12 protein-coding genes are annotated in these 15,678 nt (G+C 71.5%); 3 read left to right on the top strand and 9 right to left on the bottom strand.

The window, feature by feature from the left end; genetic code table 11:
- Window positions 1–7: 7 nt before the first annotated feature.
- Window positions 8–1,030 (bottom strand): LacI family DNA-binding transcriptional regulator, encoded by a 1,023-nt coding sequence (locus BLW09_RS10380; RefSeq protein WP_089912019.1) that lies wholly within the window; start codon window positions 1,028–1,030, stop codon window positions 8–10.
- Between the two features lie 7 nt (window positions 1,031–1,037).
- Window positions 1,038–3,125, bottom strand: coding sequence for a hypothetical protein (locus tag BLW09_RS10375; RefSeq protein ID WP_089912016.1), 2,088 nt, complete (start codon window positions 3,123–3,125; stop codon window positions 1,038–1,040).
- 184 nt (window positions 3,126–3,309) lie between these two features.
- Here BLW09_RS10375 and BLW09_RS10370 point away from each other — a divergent pair, with 184 nt between their 5' ends.
- Complete coding sequence (locus BLW09_RS10370) at window positions 3,310–4,431, top strand: baeRF8 domain-containing protein (RefSeq protein WP_089912013.1); 1,122 nt, start codon at window positions 3,310–3,312, stop codon at window positions 4,429–4,431.
- A gap of 236 nt (window positions 4,432–4,667) precedes the next feature.
- Here the strand turns inward: BLW09_RS10370 and BLW09_RS10365 are convergent, their stop codons facing one another.
- From BLW09_RS10365 to BLW09_RS10355, 3 genes are read right to left on the bottom strand one after another with little or no spacing between them, the layout of a single operon-like run.
- A complete protein-coding gene (locus BLW09_RS10365) occupies window positions 4,668–5,174 on the bottom strand; it encodes a DUF2017 family protein (protein ID WP_089912011.1) in 507 nt (168 codons plus the stop codon).
- Entirely contained in the window at window positions 5,171–5,461 is a 291-nt protein-coding gene (gene clpS, locus BLW09_RS10360; RefSeq protein ID WP_089912007.1) for an ATP-dependent Clp protease adapter ClpS, read from the bottom strand. The genes BLW09_RS10365 and clpS overlap by 4 nt, the downstream gene beginning before the upstream one ends.
- Window positions 5,458–7,233, bottom strand: a complete 1,776-nt coding sequence (locus BLW09_RS10355) for a glycoside hydrolase family 15 protein (RefSeq protein ID WP_089912005.1) — start codon at window positions 7,231–7,233, stop codon at window positions 5,458–5,460. The genes clpS and BLW09_RS10355 overlap by 4 nt, the downstream gene beginning before the upstream one ends.
- A 29-nt stretch (window positions 7,234–7,262) precedes the next feature.
- Here BLW09_RS10355 and BLW09_RS10350 point away from each other — a divergent pair, with 29 nt between their 5' ends.
- Window positions 7,263–8,639 carry a glucose-6-phosphate dehydrogenase gene (locus tag BLW09_RS10350; RefSeq protein ID WP_197682022.1) on the top strand — a complete coding sequence of 459 codons (1,377 nt, stop codon included), beginning with the start codon at window positions 7,263–7,265 and terminating at the stop codon, window positions 8,637–8,639.
- Window positions 8,640–8,676: 37 nt separating this feature from the next.
- Here BLW09_RS10350 and BLW09_RS10345 read toward each other — a convergent pair whose 3' ends face one another.
- A complete protein-coding gene (locus tag BLW09_RS10345; protein ID WP_231946777.1) occupies window positions 8,677–9,099 on the bottom strand; it encodes a hypothetical protein in 423 nt (140 codons plus the stop codon).
- Window positions 9,100–9,279: 180 nt separating this feature from the next.
- Window positions 9,280–9,498, bottom strand: coding sequence for a hypothetical protein (locus BLW09_RS10340; RefSeq protein WP_089911998.1), 219 nt, complete (start codon window positions 9,496–9,498; stop codon window positions 9,280–9,282).
- Between the two features lie 62 nt (window positions 9,499–9,560).
- Between BLW09_RS10340 and BLW09_RS10335 the strand changes: the two genes are divergently transcribed.
- A complete protein-coding gene (locus tag BLW09_RS10335; protein WP_089911995.1) occupies window positions 9,561–10,715 on the top strand; it encodes an SLC13 family permease in 1,155 nt (384 codons plus the stop codon).
- Between the two features lie 83 nt (window positions 10,716–10,798).
- Here the strand turns inward: BLW09_RS10335 and BLW09_RS10330 are convergent, their stop codons facing one another.
- Window positions 10,799–12,676, bottom strand: a complete 1,878-nt coding sequence (locus BLW09_RS10330; RefSeq protein ID WP_089911992.1) for a YhgE/Pip family protein — start codon at window positions 12,674–12,676, stop codon at window positions 10,799–10,801.
- Complete coding sequence (locus BLW09_RS10325; protein ID WP_089911990.1) at window positions 12,673–15,594, bottom strand: MMPL family transporter; 2,922 nt, start codon at window positions 15,592–15,594, stop codon at window positions 12,673–12,675. The genes BLW09_RS10330 and BLW09_RS10325 overlap by 4 nt, the downstream gene beginning before the upstream one ends.
- Between the last annotated feature and the right edge of the window lie 84 nt (window positions 15,595–15,678).

Raw genomic sequence — 15,678 nt, 5'->3', positions numbered from 1 at the left:
GGGTGGGTCAGCCGGCCGACGGCGGGGCGGTGGAGGCGCGCACCACCAGCCGCGCGGGCGGCAGTGCCACGTCGCCGGGCTCGCCGTCCTCCACCAGCCGCAGCAGCGCGGTGGCGGCGGCGGTTCCCCAGCCGGCCGGGTCGTTGTCGAGGGTGGTGAGGGAGGGGTAGACGAACGACCCGATGTGCGAGCCGTCCAGTCCGGTGATGGAGAGCTCGGCCGGGAGGTCGAGCCCTCGCTCGTGGGCGACGCCCATTCCCGCGATCGCCATGGGGTCGTTCCCGTAGACGATCGCGGTCGGGCGGTCCTCTGTCTCGAGCAGGGCCTTCGTGGCCTCTGCGCCCTGCTCGGGAGAGAAGTCTGTGGTGACGACGACGGGCGTGATCCCGGCCGCGGCCGCGGCGAGCTCGAAGCGCTCCCGCCTGCGGAGCCCGTGCAGCATCCGCTCGTCGCCCGAGACGTGGGCGATGCGCCGGTGGCCGAGCTGCACGAGGTGCTGGACGAGGTCGTCGATGCCGGCGTCGTAGTCGCGGGTGATGACCGGGAACGGGCTGCCGCCGGGCGGTTCGCCGAGTGAGACGGCGTACGAGCCGAGCCGCGAGATCAGTGGGATGCGATCGTCCGCGGCCAGCAGGTCGGTGAGCAGGAACCCGTCCACGCGCTTGTCGGCGACCAGCCGCTCGTAGGCGCGCTCCTCTGCGGCGCGATCGGGAACGACGGTCAGCACGAGGACGTTCCCGCGCTCGGCGAGCACGGTCTCGACGCCGGCGATGAACGACGCGAAGAACGGGTCGACCTCGATCGTCCGCGGTTCGCGCCGCAGCACCAGCCCGAGGGCGTACGCGCGCCGCGTGCTGAGCCCCCGGGCGCCGGGATGCGGTGTCCAGCCGAGCTCGCGGGCGGTCCGCAGGATGCGCTCCCGCGTCTCGCTCGCGACCCCGGGCCGCGCGTTCAGGGTCAGCGACACGAGCGACTTGCTGACGCCCGCTGCGCGGGCGACGTCGTTGATCGTGACGTTGGCGGGACTCATGCCGGGCTCACTTCGGGCTCACCGTGGTGAAGCCGCCGGGGAGGACCACGACGATGCCGTGGGCTCCGACGGTCTGCGTGCGGCCGACCTGGCGGCCGGAGGCGTCGTAGCTGGTCGCGGTGACCGGTCCGGTCGCGGCCAGCTTCTGCGGCACCGGCAGCTTCGTCGCATTGACGTAGACGTCGAGGCTGCTGCTGCCCGTGAGCCCGAGGTGGGAGACGATCGGCTGGACGAGCACCGCATCCAGCCGGGCGGTCCCGGAGACGCGCGCGGTCAGCGCGGTGGCCTGCGCGGGCACAGGGACCGCGAGGGTCTGCGGCAGCAGGAAGACGGGGCTGGGCGCGATGCCCTGCTCCCCGGCGCGGACGTTTTCCGTCCGGCCGAGCGGCAGCGTCAGGCGGCCGACGGATGCGGTCCAGGAGGTCGTCCCGGCTCCGCCCGGGCCGAGGTCGGCGATCGGCAGGATGCGGGCGGCCGGGTGCCCGGCCGGGAGGGTCAGGGTGACCGACGAGCGGTCGGACGCCTGCAGGTAGGCGCCGCCCGACCAGTTCGCGGATCCCGTCCAGGCGGAGGGAGGCGTGACGGTGGTCACGGTGCCGGTCGTTGTGCCGGATTCCGCCTCGACCACCGTCAGGCCCTGCGTCGCGGTAGTGCGGGTGAGCGCGGTCGCCGCGCGGGCGATGGCCGGGTGCGCATCCAGCGCGAGCATCGTCAGCTGGGTGTGGATGGCCGACTCCGCGCCGCAGTTGCGGTTGACAGTGCCGTCGGCGGCGATGCCGTCGACGCAGACCCCGGTGGCGGGGTCGTAGGCCGCGACGCCGGCGCGGTTCGCCCCGAAGAACCAGGCGGCCTGGGCACCGGCCAGCGCGGCGAGGCCGCCGGCCTTTGTGGCGTCGGCCGCGGCGACGAGACCCTCGACCCGCGAGTCGACGCCGTACGCGATCTGCGTGCGGTCGGCCGGCGTCGGGGTCCACCCGTTGTCCGGTCCGCCGGAGGCGAGCAGCTGCGCGGTGAACTGCGCGAGGTCGGCTGTCGCACTGCGCTGCAGCGAGGCATCGCCGAGTGTGGTGGACGCTGCGGTGAGCGCCGCCGGCTGCATCCCGGCCCACGCGTGCCAGAAGGTGGGGGAGTTCGCCTCGGGCAGGAGGGCTCCGAACGGCCACTGGCCGATGCCGCCGCTTTGCAGCTTCGCGATGCCCTCGGAGTAGTGCGCGAGCGCGGTGCGCGCCGCCGTGTCCGCCGGACGGGCGGCGACGTAGGCGCTCAGTCCGAGCACCGCCTCGGCCGTCGCCCCGGCGCTACCGACGATGAGCCAGCCGGGAACGGTGACGCCGTTGGCGACCTGCGTGTGCGGGTACTGGGCGAGCGACTGGCGGCCGAGCGCACCCAGCGCCAGCTGCATCCGGTCGCCGAGGAACGACGCGAAGGCCGGGTCGGCGTCGCGGAAGCCGGCGTAGCCTTCGCCGAGCGCCCACACGGTCCGCGCGAGCCAGAACGACTCGGCCGAGTCGGACGGGTCCGGCAGCTCCTTCGGGATGGCGGACGGGTTGAGCGTGCCGTCGTGCTGCTGCCAGAGCACCACGTTGCCGGCGTTCGGGCCGTCCGCGGTCTGCAGGTAGGTCAGCGAGCGCAGCAGCTCGTAGGCGGCCGTCCGGCTGGATGCCGTTCCGTTCTGCTTCCAGTCGCGCAGGTAGACGACCGCGGCGCGCGAGATGTCGTCGGCGTCGTAGGCGCCCTGGGCGTACCAGCCGCGGGCGGCGTCCGTGATCGGCCCGCCGCCGACCCGGTGGAAGGTGCCGTCGGCCTGGCGGTCGGCGTACACCCAGGGGGCGCGGGCGACCGGCTCCTCGGCGGCACGGTAGGTGGTGTGGCCCGCGACGCCCGCGAGGAGCGGGACGTCGTCGAGCAGGAAGTCGAGGTGAGCCAGGTTGGTGAGCTTCGGCGCGGCGGCGTCGGCGCCCGCGGACGTGCTGCCGGCGGCCGCCGGAGCGGTCGTCGCCGCCTGCGCGGGCAGGCCGACGGCGGTCACCGCCATGGCTGCACCCAGCGCGAGAGCGAGCGCGGCTCGCGGCATCTTCAGTTCTCGGTTACGCATCGTCGCGGACCCCTCATGGTGAAGCAGCCTCGAGCCGAGGCCGTCGTCTAAACCGGTTTAAAAGACGGTAGGCCTGGAGTCCGCGAAAGTCAATGTGAGTCTTGTGAACGCTCCGTCGCACGACGAGACTGGCGGCACCTACCGCGATCGATCCACGCCACGACGGCGGGGCAGGAGGACTCCCGTGGAGTACAAGGACATCCCGACCCAGGCCGACGTCGAACGGATAGCCGGCTTCCGGCAGCCCGGATGCGTCAGCATCTACCTGCCCACCGGGACGACGCCGGCGGAGGCGGACCGTGCCCGCATCGAACTCAAGAACCACCTGGCGTCCGCCCAGCGCGCGCTCGAGAAGCTCGAGGTGCCGCGGCAGCGCGTCCAGACCATCCAGGCGGAAGGGGAGCGGATCCTGGAGGACCGCGACTTCTGGCGGTACCAGTCCCGATCCCTCGCGGTGTTCCTCGACGGGGAGCTGGCCGAGACGTTCCGGCTCCCGAACCGGTTGACGACCGCGTGCGAGATCGCGGACCGCTTCTACGTGAAGCCGCTGCTGCGCGCGCTGACCTTCCCGCAGACGGCGCTGATCCTCGCCCTCGCCGGGAACTCGGTGCGGCTGCTGCGCATCACCCCCGACCGGCCGCCCGAGCGGATCGACGTGCCGGGGATGCCGAAGGATGCGGCGGACGCCGTCGGCCTGGCCTCCATCAGCGGCCGGCAAGCGGACGGACGCATCCAGGGCTCGGAGGGTCACAAGGTGCGGATGCTGGAGTACGTGCAGGCGATCGAGCGCGCCCTCCACCCGCTGCTGGCCAACTCGACGGAGCCGCTCATCCTGGCCGCCGCTGAGCCGTTGATCGGCATCTTCCGGGGAGCGGGAGAGCATCCCCACCTCGTCCCCGAGGTGATCGCGGGCAACCCTGAGGACAAGACCGACGAAGAGCTCGCGGCGGCTGCGCGTGCCGTGCTCGACCGGCTGTACGCGAGCAAGGTGGCCGCCCTCCGCGAGACCTACGAAGCCCGGGTCGCGGCCGGGACGGCGCTGGTCGACCTCAGCGACATCGCCCGCGCTGCGACGTTCGGCGCGGTCGAGTCGCTGATCATCGACATCGACCGGCGCGTGCCGGGAACGGTGGACGAGGAGACGGGCGTGATCACGTTCGCGGACGACGACGCGCCGGGGGAGTACGGCGTCGTCGACGAGATCCTCCGTCGCGCGCTCGGCTCCAAGGCGAAGGTCTACGCACTGCGTGCGGAGGACGTTCCTGGAGGAGGCGCGGCTGCGGCCGCGATCCGCTTCCCGGTCTGACCACGCTCCCGTTCGTCCTCCCTCTCCAACGCCCTCGGAAACGGAGGTCATCGGGTCGGGTTCCGCTCGCATCCCCTCCGTTCCCGGCGAAACGGCCGATCGCCCGGGCGTTTCTCCTCCGTTCCGCGCATCGGAGGAAACGGAGGAGAAACGGCACGACACGCCGACGGATCGCGAGATCGGGAGGCTGTGAGACCCGCGTCGGCCGCATCCACCTCCGTTTGCGGCGGCGCGGGTCAGCGGCGCGGGCGGACGGCCAGCACCAGGAACTCCTGCACCGCGGCGAGCCAGTCGTACACGGCACGCTGCATCGCCGACTCCTCATCGTGGATGTCGCCGTCGTCGCCGTCCTCATGGATGCCGAGACGCGCCGCGAGCACCAGCCGGAGGTCGGTGATCGTCCGCAGCCACGCGCTCGCCTCTGCGTCGTCGAGGGCGACCTCCGTGCGCCGCCCGGCCGGCTCCCCGATGGTCCGCGCCATCAGCCGCGCGTTGTGCTCCTTGCGGTCGGCGAGACCCTCCGCGGTGAACCGGCGGAACTCCGCCGACGCCTCCGGATCGTCCGGGTACGCGTCCGGCAGCAGGCGTCCGAGCGCCGGATCCGCCTGCGGGCCCTCGGGGGACGCCGCGGCCCGCGCGAGCTGGGCGGCCTCGTCGGCCAGCGACAGCAGCAGCCGCGCCTCATCCGCCGTGAAGGATGCCACCACCCGGCCGTCGCGCCGCCTCCGGTGGAACGGGATCACGCGTCCGCCTTCTGCAGTGTCGCCCACAGGCCGTACTCGTGCATGGCCTCCACGTGCCGTTCCATCTCCTCGCGGGTGCCGGTCGCCACGACCGCTCGGCCCTCGGTGTGGACGAGCATCATCCGGCGCTCCGCCTCCGCTCGCGGGAAGCCGAAGTAGGTCTGGAAGACGTAGGTCACGTAGCTCATCAGGTTGACGGGGTCGTTCCAGACGATCGTCACCCACGGCGAGCCCAGTTCGAGGAGTTCGTCGGTTCCGACCTCCTCGAGGGTGCCTGCGTCGGTCATCCGCTCGCCCCCACGATCGCGTCCGCCGCCCGCACCAGCGCCAGGTGGGTCAGCGCCTGCGGTGTGTTGCCCGCGTGAGAGCGCCCGTCGACGTCATATTCCTCGGAGAGCATACCGACGTCGTTCGCCAGGCCGACCAGCCGGTCCATCAACCGCGTGGCGTCGTCGAGCCGCCCGGATCGGGCGTACTGCTCGACCAGCCAGAACGAGCAGGCCAGGAAGGGATGCTCGCCCGGCGGGAGCCCGTCCACCCCGGACTCGGTTCGGTAGCGGAGCAGCAGGCCGTCGCGCAGCAGGTCCTCCTCGAGCGCGCGAACCGTCCCCAGCATCCGCGGGTCGTCCGCATCCACATAGCCGACCTGAGCCAGCTGGAGCAGGGAGGCGTCGACCGCCGTGGTGCCGTAGTGCTGCACGTACGTGCCGCGGTGCTGGTCCCATCCGTTCGCCTCGATGTCGGCGCGGATGGCGTCGCGCTCCCGCTTCCACCGCTCGACCGGCCCATCCAGCCCGAACTCCTCGACGCCGCGGATCGCGCAGTCGAACGCCGCCCAGACGAGCGCGCGCGAGTGCGTGAACTGCTGGGGCTTGTCGCGGATCTCCCAGATGCCGTGGTCCGGGTCGCGCCAGTGCTGCTCCAGGTACCCCATGAGCGCGCGCTGCAGGGCCCACGAGAACCGGGTCTCCGGGTTGCCCGCTCGGCGGCCGTGGTCGAGGCCGAGCATCACCTCGCCGATCACGTCCGCCTGGAACTGGGTGGATGCGCCGTTGCCGATGCGCACGGGATGCGCACCCTGGTATCCGGGCAGGCTGTCGATGATCCGCTCGGCGAGGTCGCGCTCCCCGGCGAGGCCGTACATGATCTGCACGTCGCCCGGATCGCCCGCGATGGCCCGGAGCAGCCAGTCGCGCCAGTGGTCGACGTAGTCGTTGTAGCCGTGGGTGAGCAGCACGCCGATGGTGAGCGACGCGTCCCGCAGCCACACGTAGCGGTAGTCCCAGTTGCGCTGACCGCCGAACGACTCGGGGAGGGACGTGGTCGCGGCCGCGACGATGCCGCCGGTCTCCAGGTGCGAGAGGGCCCGGAGCAGGAGCAGCGACCGCACCACCTCGTCGCGGTAGGGCCCGTCGTGGGCGCAGCCGCTCGCCCACTCTGTCCACCACTCGCGGGTGTGCTGCAGCGCGGCCTCGACGTCGAGCGCGGGCGGCGGCTCGCGGTGCGAGGGGAACCAGGTGAGGACGAGGTCGACGGTCTGCCCGGCGCGCACGGTGAACGTCGACTGGTGGGAGTGGTCGGCCGCGTGCAGCTCCGCACCGCGGACGACGATCGCGTCGGGTCCGGCGACGGCGATGAGGGCGTGCGGGCGCTCCTCCTTCTCCTGGCGCACCCACGGGATCGCGGTCGCGTAGCCGAAGCGGATGCGCAGGTCCTGGTGCATGCGGACGGTGCCGCTGACGCCGCGGACGCGCCGGATGATGTCGGCCCGGTGATCGCCCATGGGCATGGCATCCACGACCTCCACCTCGCCGTCCGCGGTGCGCCACCGCGTGACGAGGATCATCGTGTCCTTCTCGTAGTGGCGCGTGCTGATGGCCGAGGCGTCCTCCGGTGCGACCAGCCAGCGGCCGTGGTCCTCCGTGCCGAGCAGGGCTCCGAACATGGACTGGGAGTCGTAGCGCGGGAGGCACAGCCAGTCGATGCTTCCGTCCTTCCCGACGAGCGCCCCGGTGAAGCAGTCACTGATCAGGGCGTAATCCTCAATGGGGAGCGACATATTCCCAGTATGGACGTACTGTGAACGGCATGACGCAGTCCGTGGACACTCTTGTGATTCTCGGAGCATCCGGCGACCTCACGTCACGGCTCCTCCTCCCCGCCATCGGACAGCTGCTCACCGATCAACCGGACCGCGCGTTCGCCCTGGTCGGTTCGAGCAGCGACGACCTCGACGACGACGCCTGGCGGAAGATCGTCACGGCGTCGTTCGCGACGGTCGACGCGAAGGGGGATGCGGTGGAGCGCCTGCTCGCCGGCACCCGCTACGTGAAGGGCGACGCCACGAGCGCTGACGACCTGAAGTCGCTGCTCGCGAGCGTCGATGGCGTCCCCGCCCTCTACTTCGCGCTGCCGCCTGCCGTGACCGCGAAGGCCTGCGACGCGCTCGGCACCTTCGACCTGCCGAAGGGGCTGACGCTCGCGCTGGAGAAGCCGTTCGGAACGGACCGCGAGAGCGCCATCCGTCTGAACGCCCAGCTGGCGCGGCTCGTCCCCGAGGACCAGATCCACCGCGTCGACCACTTCCTCGGTCGTTCCAGCGTGCTGAACATCCTCGGCGTGCGGTTCGCCAACAGCATTCTCGAGCCGCTCTGGGACGGCCTGCACATCCAGCGCGTCGACGTGATCTACGACGAGACCCTTGCCTTGGAGGGACGCGCTCGCTATTACGACGGCGCTGGGGCGCTGATCGATATGATCCAGAGCCACCTGCTCCAGGTCATGGCGGTGCTGGCGATGGAGCCGCCGTCGACGCTGGGCGAGGCCGACCTGCGCGACGCGAAGCAGCTCGTGCTGCGGGCGACGAAGGTGTGGAACGGCGACCCGGTGACCGCCAGCAGGCGAGCCCGCTATGCGGCGGGCGAGATCGACGGCACGGCGCTGCCCGCATACGCGGACGAGAGCGGCGTCGACCCGGCGCGCGAGACGGAGACCCTCGCCGAGGTCACGCTGCAGGTCGACACCTGGCGGTGGAAGGGCGTGCCGTTCACGCTGCGTTCCGGCAAGGCGCTCGGCGGTCGCCGCCGCGAGATGGTGATCACGTTCGTGCCGGCCCAGCATGTTCCGACCGGGATGACGGGGGCCAGGGAGCCTGCCCAGCTCCGGCTGATGTTCGCGCCGGACTCGATGGCGTTCGACATCAACATCAACGGGACAGACAACCCCTACGAGCTGGAGCGCGCGAGCCTGACCGCGGACTTCGGCCCGGGGGCGCTGCTGGCCTACGGCGAGGTGCTGGAGGGCATCCTCGACGGGGATCCCACGCTCTCGGTCCGGGCGGACACGGCCGTCGAGTGCTGGCGCATCGTCGAGCCGGTGCTTGCCGCCTGGCACGACGGGCGCGTCCCGCTGGAGGAGTATCCGGCCGGTTCAGAGGGTCCGGAGGACTGGGCGCCGCTCGGCTGACGCTGCGGTGCGGCGTCGGCTCGGCCGATGCCCGGTGTCAGGCCGCGGAGCGGTGCGAGACGACCGGGAATTCGCCGGTGACCGGCTTGCGGAGGTCCGTCCACTGCGTGATCGGGGCGGGCTCCCAGCCGAACGCGGCGGGCTCCGCCGCCGGTGCAGCCGCCACGGCGACGTCCGCCTCGGCGGCGGGCGCAGGCGCGGTATCAATGCGCTCGGCCGTGACGACGACCGTCTCGTTGGTGACCGGGCCGTCCGCGACGGCGGCGGCGAGGTGCTGCGGCTCCGTGAGGCTCTCGCCGGCCTCAAGCCGACGGCGGGCCTCGGCGATCGCGGCCGCGATGCCGACGGAGACCGACTGGGCGAGGATCGAGTGGAAGATGGTGTCGGTGTCGTCGTGAGCGCGGCGGACCACGGTCCACTCGCCCTTCTCGCCGATGAGCTCGGCCACCTTGGTGTGCACGAGCTCGAGGACCTGAGCGTCCGTCAGCTGAGGTACCGGGGCCGCCGGGACTGCCGCAGCGTGTCGCCTCCGACCAAACATCGCGCACCCCTTCCAGGTTCACCGTCGTCTACAAGTGTCCTGGACATCCCGGGTGCGACCCGGCGCAACACGCCGGGGATTTCGGCGGAAATCAGCGGGTCAACGCCCTTTTCGCGACGCGAGGGGGGTGGATTCGCGCTCGGAGGCCTCCTTGGACTCCTGCAGCACCGCTCCGATCGCCAGCGTGAGCGAGATCGCGGCGTTGATCCACATCAGCGGGATGCGCCAGTCGCGCGGTCCGTTCTTGGACGACTGGATGGTGGTCCACAGGCCGATCGCCGCACTGATCACGGCTCCGTTGAAGAGGTACTTGCGCATGCCGTTCCTTTCAGGGTCGCCCCGTAGCGTACGCTTCCAAAGTCGGGACCGGGAGGAGGAGGATGCGCACCGCAATCGTGGGCGCCGTGCTCCTCGTGCTCGGCGGTATCGCCGTGGCCACCGGGCTTCTGCCCGTCCCCGAAGCCGTCGAGCTGTGGGACCGCGTGTGGCCCATCCTGCTGTTCGTCGTGGCCATCACCGTCGTGACCGAGCTGGCCGCCGAGGCCGGTGTCTTCACCGTCCTGGCGCAGCAGACGGCACGCTGGGGACGCGGTCGCGCCTGGGTGCTGTGGCTGCTGGTCGTGGTGGTGGCCGCGCTCAGCACGATCTTCCTGTCGCTCGACACCACCGCCGTCCTGCTCACGCCGGTTGTCATCGTGATGGCGCGGCACGCCGGGCTGAACCCGCTGCCGTTCGCGCTGACGACCGTGTGGATGGCGAACGCCGGCTCCCTGCTGCTCCCGGTGTCCAACCTCACCAACCTGCTGGCCCAGCACGCGATGGGCGACCCCACACCCGCGGCCTTCGCCGCGCTGATGCTGGCGCCCGCTCTGGTCGCGATGATCGTGCCAATGGTCGTCGTCTTCGTGATCGCCCGGAAGTCGCTGCTCGTGCGCTACGAGACCGGCGAGGAGGACGGCATCGAGGATCGCGTGCTGTTCTGGATCTCGGGCGCCGTCGTCGTCGCGCTGGTCCCGCTCCTCGTCTCCGGCCTGCCGGTGTGGCTTCCCACGAGCATCGCCGCCGTCGTTCTCGGCGTCGTCTTCCTGGTGCGCCGCCGCTCCGTGCTGCGCTTCGGCTTGGTGCCGTGGCAGCTGGTGCTGCTGGCATCCGGCCTGTTCCTGTTCATCGAGGCGCTGCACGCCGCCGGCCTCGCCACTCTCATGGCGACGGTCTCGGGAACGGGGGAGTCGCCCCTCGCGCTGCTGCGGCTATCGCTGACGGGCCTGGTCGGCGCGAACGCGATCGACAACCTGCCCGCCTACCTCGCCCTGGAGCCGGTGGCGGACAGCCCGGCGCGCTTGGCTGCGCTGCTGATCGGCGTCAACGCCGGCCCGCTGATCACGCCGTGGGCGTCGCTCGCCACGCTGCTGTGGCACCAGCGGCTGACGTCGTTCGATGTGGAGATCCGCTGGAGCCGGTACATGCTCCTCGGGCTGATCGTTGCGCCGGTGACCGTCGTGCTCGCGACGCTTGCGCTCTCCGCGACCGTCTAGCCATCCGACCGTCTAGCCATCTGTGGGGCGCGACACGCCGTCATCCGTCGCCCGGAACGGCATGTCGCGACCCCCGGATGCCGCTACTCGGCCGGGAGCAGCTGCGCGGCCCGCACGACCCGGCGGCGCGCCACCGCGATCAGCGCGAGGGCGAACCCGAAGGCAGCCCAGAGCAGCAGTCCGCCGAGACCGCGCCAGGCGTCCGCCGAGCCGTCGATCGCTCCCTGGAGCGCAGTGATGACCGGTGCCGTCGGCAGCCAGGGCAGCGTGGCGTCGAAGAAGCCGGGGGCGGTCGACACGATCCCGGAGGCCAGAGTCACCACCACGACCAGCATCGAGAGGAACCGCCCGACACCGCCGAGGAGGGCGACCAGGCCGTGGTTCACCGCGGCGAAGGCGATGCCCGCCGCCGCGGCGAGCCCGGTGAATCCGAACCAGTGGCCCGCATCGAGCGCGAGCGCCGGAGCGAGGACCGCGGAGACGAGCACCCCCTGTACGACTCCCAGCGCCGCGGCCGGAAGGAACCCGTCGAGGGCGATCAGCCCGGCTGCGCGTGAGGTGAGGAGGGCGCGGCGCGAGAGGGCCTGCAGCACCAGGAAGGTGGCGAGCGCGCCGAGCCACAGGGCGACGGACGCGAACAGCGGGATGCTCGCGGTGCCGAACGCGGTCTGGCCGGAGGCCTTCTGGGTGACCGGCTCGGCGGCGACCTTCGCGAGGCTGGTGCGTTCTCCGCTGTCGTAGCTCGGGAGCTGCGCGACCGCGCTGTGCAGGCCGGACGCGAGCGAGGCGGCGCCGGAGGCCGACTGGTCGGCGCCGGAGGCGAGCGCGGGGATGCCGTCGCTCAGCTGCGTCACCGCGGTCGCGAACTGCTGTGCGCCGTCCGCCGACTGGGAGGCGCCCGATGCGAGCTTCTGCGCGCCGGCGGCCGACTGGGCGACGCCGCCGGTGTACTGCCCGAGCTGGCCTGCGAAGGTCTGCGTACCAGTCGCGAGGCCGGCTCCATAGGCCTGTGCTGTATTGAGGTCTTTCAGCTGAGCCGACAGCTGGGCGCACAGGGCGCCCACGGCCGGGTCCGCCGGCGGCGCGCAGTTCTGCGCGACCGCCGCATTGATCCCGTTCGTGGCCGTGGTGAGGCTGGAGGACATGGTGGCGGCCGTCCCGGCGAGCTGTTGTGCCCCTCCGTCGACCGCGGCGCCGTTGGACGCGAGCGTGTTCAGTCCGTCGGCGAGCCCTGACGTGCCGTCCGACAGCTGCGAGATCCCGTCGGCGAGGGAGGTCCCCCCGGTCGACAGCTGCGCCGCCCCGTCGGCGAGCTGGTGCGTCCCGCTCGCCAGCTGCGTGAGACCGCTGGTGAGCTGGTCGGCACCGGTCGCCGCCTTCCCGAGCTGCTCGCCGAGCGTGTTGAAGCCGACGTAGACGTTCTCGATGTAGGTGGAGGTCAGCTGCTTGTTGAGCACGGAGGTCGCCGTCGTCGTCACCGCCTGGCTGATCGCCGGGTCGACCAGCTTCGAGTCGGGGCTGGTGCGGACGTCGATGGTGGCCTGCGTGGCGTCGGAGGCCGCGCCGGCGGTCGAGGTCGCCGCCTTCGAGAAGTTCTCCGGGATGGTGACCACCGACACGTACTCGCCGGTGCTGATGCCCTTGTCGGCATCCTTCTTGTCCGTCAGCACCCAGGTGAAGTTGTCGTTCTTCGAGTCGAGCAGCCCGGCCGAGAGCTGCCGTCCGAGCGGCACGGTCTGCCCGTTGATCTTCACCGGCTGGTCGAGGTTCACGACGGCGGCCTTCACATCGTGCAGCCGCTCGGTCGGGTTCCACAGCGCCCAGACCAGCAGGCCGCCGATGGTGATCGGCACGAGCAGGAGGCCGACGACGGTCAGCCAGGTGACGCGCTTGTCGGAGCGCATGCGCTCGAGCGAGAACAGTGAGCGCGGCCGACGGAGGCGGGAGGAGGGGGTGGTCATCGGGCGTTCGCCTTCTCGAGGTGGGCGCCGTGCTCGGCGCGGTCGGGGTCGGTGAGGTCGGGGGTCGCGACGCCCGGGGCGGCGTCGGCGGAGAGATCGACGGAGGTCGGCTCAGCGCTCTCCGGAAGCAGGTCGTCGAGGCCGGCGGGCTCGACGCAGCTCACGACGAGCGCGAACGGGCGCTCCTCCACCCGGGCGCGGCTCAGGGCGGCGGTCAGCTCGGCGCGGATGCGGCGGCGCTCGACCGGGTCGGTCACCGCGTCGACGGCGTCGAGGGCGAGCAGCTGCGGACGGCCGGCGAGCGCGTGCCGGATGTCCTCCACCGGCGTCTCGGCCGCATCCAGCCGGACGATGGCGGTGCGCGAGCGGACCGCGGCGCCCCGCACCGGGAGCACCAGGCCGGCGACCTTGACGGTTCCGCCGTCGACGGGCGTCCGTCCGGTGACCGCCATCAGGAGCGCGACGGCCGCCGTGCGGTCGCCGCCGTGCACGACGAGCACCTCGCCGTCGGCGAGACGGAACGACACGTCGCCGACCAGCCGCCTCTTGCGGGTGCTGACGGAGAGCCCGTCGGCCGCGGCGACCAGGTTCTCGCCGCCCTCCGGCCAGTTCGCGAGCTCCAGCTCCTTCTGCAGGCCGTCGCCCTCCACGTCGAAGGAGGGCAGGATGCGGTCGAGCCAGCGCGGCATCCACCAGGCCTTGTCGCCGAGCAGCTGGAGCACTGCCGGGACGAGCGTCATGCGGACGATGAACGCGTCGACGAAGACGCCGACGGCGAGTCCGAGCGCGATGGGCTTGATGGAGGTGTCGCCCTCGGGGACGAAGGCGGCGAAGACCGAGATCATGATGATCGCGGCCGCCGTGACGACCTTGGCCGAGCTCACGAACCCGCTCTGGATGGCGCGCCGGGCGTCCCCGCCGTGCACGTAGTCCTCGCGGATGCGGCTGACCAGGAACACCTCGTAGTCCATCGCGAGGCCGAACAGCACGCCCATCAGGATGATCGGCATGAACGAGATGATCGGCCCGGTCTTGTCGACGTGCAGGGCGTCGGCCAGCCAGCCCCACTCGAACACGACGGTGACCGCGCCGAACGCGGCGCCCACCGAGAGCAGGTAGCCGAGGGCGGCCTTGATCGGCACGGCGATCGAGCGGAACACCATCGTGAGAAGGATGAGCGAGAGCCCGACGACGAGGATGCCGAAGGGGAGCAGCGCGCCGGCCAGGCGCGACGAGACGTCGATCTGGGCCGCCGTGTTGCCGGTGACCTTCAGGTCCACCCCGTACTCGTCGAGGAAGTGCTGGTGCTTCGCCCGGATCTCGGCCACCAGGTCGGCCGTCTTCTGGTCGTCGGGACCGGTGGTCGGGACGACCTGGACGATGCCGGTGTCGGCGGTCGCGTTAGGGGTGGCGAGCGGCACGGAGGCGACCCCGGGGAGGTCGGCGATCTCGTTCCCGATCTTCGTCATGAGACCGACAGGATCGGTGCTGGAGATGATCGATCCCGTCACGATGAGGGGACCGTTGTACCCGGGGCCGAAGTGCTCGGAGACGAGGTCGTAGGCCACCCGCGCCGGGGCGCCCTGGGGCTGCGAGCCGGCGTCCGGCAGGGCGAGCCGCAGCTGCAGGGCGGGCAGCGCGGCGATCCCGAGCGCCACGATGACGGCGACGACGGTCACGATCGGGAAGCGGATGACGGCGCGCACCCAGCCGCGGAAGAACCCGGGCGGGATGTCGGCCTTCGCGGCGTGTGCGAACGACGGGGCGGATGCATCCGCCGGCTGGGGGGAGTCGGCCGTGGCAGGCACGTCGTCGGCGCCCGTGAAGTCGGCGCCCGCGGACTCGGCGGTGCTCGCCTTCGCCCGCCGCTTCGCCGCACGGGCCGCCGCGCGGCGACCAGGGGTCAGCCGTGCCCCGGCGAAGCCGAGCAGGGCGGGCGTCATGGTGAGGGCCACCAGCACCGCGACCGCGACGCCGACGGAGGCGGCGATGCCCATCGTGGTCAGGAAGGGGATGTTCGCGACGGCGAGTCCGGCCAGCGCGATGATGACGGTAATGCCGGCGAACAGCACCGCCGACCCGGCCGTCGCGACCGAGCGCGCGGCGGACTCCTCCGGAGGAACCCCCGACTTCAGCTGTGCCTGGTGCCGGGAGATGATGAACAGCGAGTAGTCGATGCCGACAGCGAGCCCGAGCATCAGGGCGAGCATCGGCGTCGTCGACGAGATGGAGCCGAACAGCGTCGCGATGAAGATCAGGCACATCGAGATGGCGACGCCCAGGATCGCGGTGAGCAGAGGCATCCCGGCCGCCAGGAACGACCCGAACGTCAGGATGAGCACGACGAGCGCGATGAGCACGCCGATGAGCTCGATGACGGAGAGGGTGGGCAGGTTCTGCGAGAACAGCTGACCGCCGACCGCCGATTTCGCGCCGTCGGGCAGTTCTTTCTTCAGTTCGGCGCCGGCGTCGGTGATCGCCGTCTTGGTCTCGGCGGTGACCGTGGTCATCTGTCCCTTGAGCTGGACCGTGATGATCGCGGCGGACCGGTCGTCCGAGATCAGGTTCTTGACCTGGGTGGAATAGGGGGAGCTGACGCCGGAGACGCCGTTCACATCCTTCAGGTGGTCGACCGTGTCCTCGATCGGCTGCCGGATGTCGCTGTCGTCGACGGTCTGCCCGTCAGGGGCCACGACGACGATCTGCGCGGTCGTCCCGCTCACCTGCGGGAAGGTGCGGCTCAGCGTGTCGAGCGCCTCCTGGGACTCGGTGCCCGGGATGCTGAAGCTGTTGTCCGTGCCCTGGTTGAACAGCAGAGCGCCGCCGCCGAGGAGGGCCAGCAGGCCGATCCAGACGATGACGACGAGGGTACGGGCGCGGTAGGCCCAGCGGCCGACCGAATACAGGAGCGAGGACACGCGTTCTCCAGTGGATGAGTACCGAAAAGGGTGAGGGGGTTCGATACACCTTTGTATCCGTACACGACCGTATCGGATACACTC

This window comes from Leifsonia sp. 21MFCrub1.1, assembly GCF_900107895.1.
Lineage (GTDB): Bacteria > Actinomycetota > Actinomycetes > Actinomycetales > Microbacteriaceae > Leifsonia > Leifsonia soli.
The sequence above is the reverse complement of the archived record's forward strand: the minus strand, read 5'-3'. Positions and strand labels throughout refer to the sequence as shown.

Coding starts and splice junctions, on each gene's coding strand:
- BLW09_RS10335 (WP_089911995.1), top strand. CDS start 9,561: ATGCGCACCGCAATCGTGGGCGCCGTGCTCCTCGTGCTCGGCGGTATC.
- BLW09_RS10340 (WP_089911998.1), bottom strand. CDS start 9,498: ATGCGCAAGTACCTCTTCAACGGAGCCGTGATCAGTGCGGCGATCGGC.
- BLW09_RS10355 (WP_089912005.1), bottom strand. CDS start 7,233: ATGTCGCTCCCCATTGAGGATTACGCCCTGATCAGTGACTGCTTCACC.
- BLW09_RS10375 (WP_089912016.1), bottom strand. CDS start 3,125: ATGCGTAACCGAGAACTGAAGATGCCGCGAGCCGCGCTCGCTCTCGCG.
- clpS (WP_089912007.1), bottom strand. CDS start 5,461: ATGACCGACGCAGGCACCCTCGAGGAGGTCGGAACCGACGAACTCCTC.
- BLW09_RS10350 (WP_197682022.1), top strand. CDS start 7,263: ATGACGCAGTCCGTGGACACTCTTGTGATTCTCGGAGCATCCGGCGAC.
- BLW09_RS10330 (WP_089911992.1), bottom strand. CDS start 12,676: ATGACCACCCCCTCCTCCCGCCTCCGTCGGCCGCGCTCACTGTTCTCG.
- BLW09_RS10380 (WP_089912019.1), bottom strand. CDS start 1,030: ATGAGTCCCGCCAACGTCACGATCAACGACGTCGCCCGCGCAGCGGGC.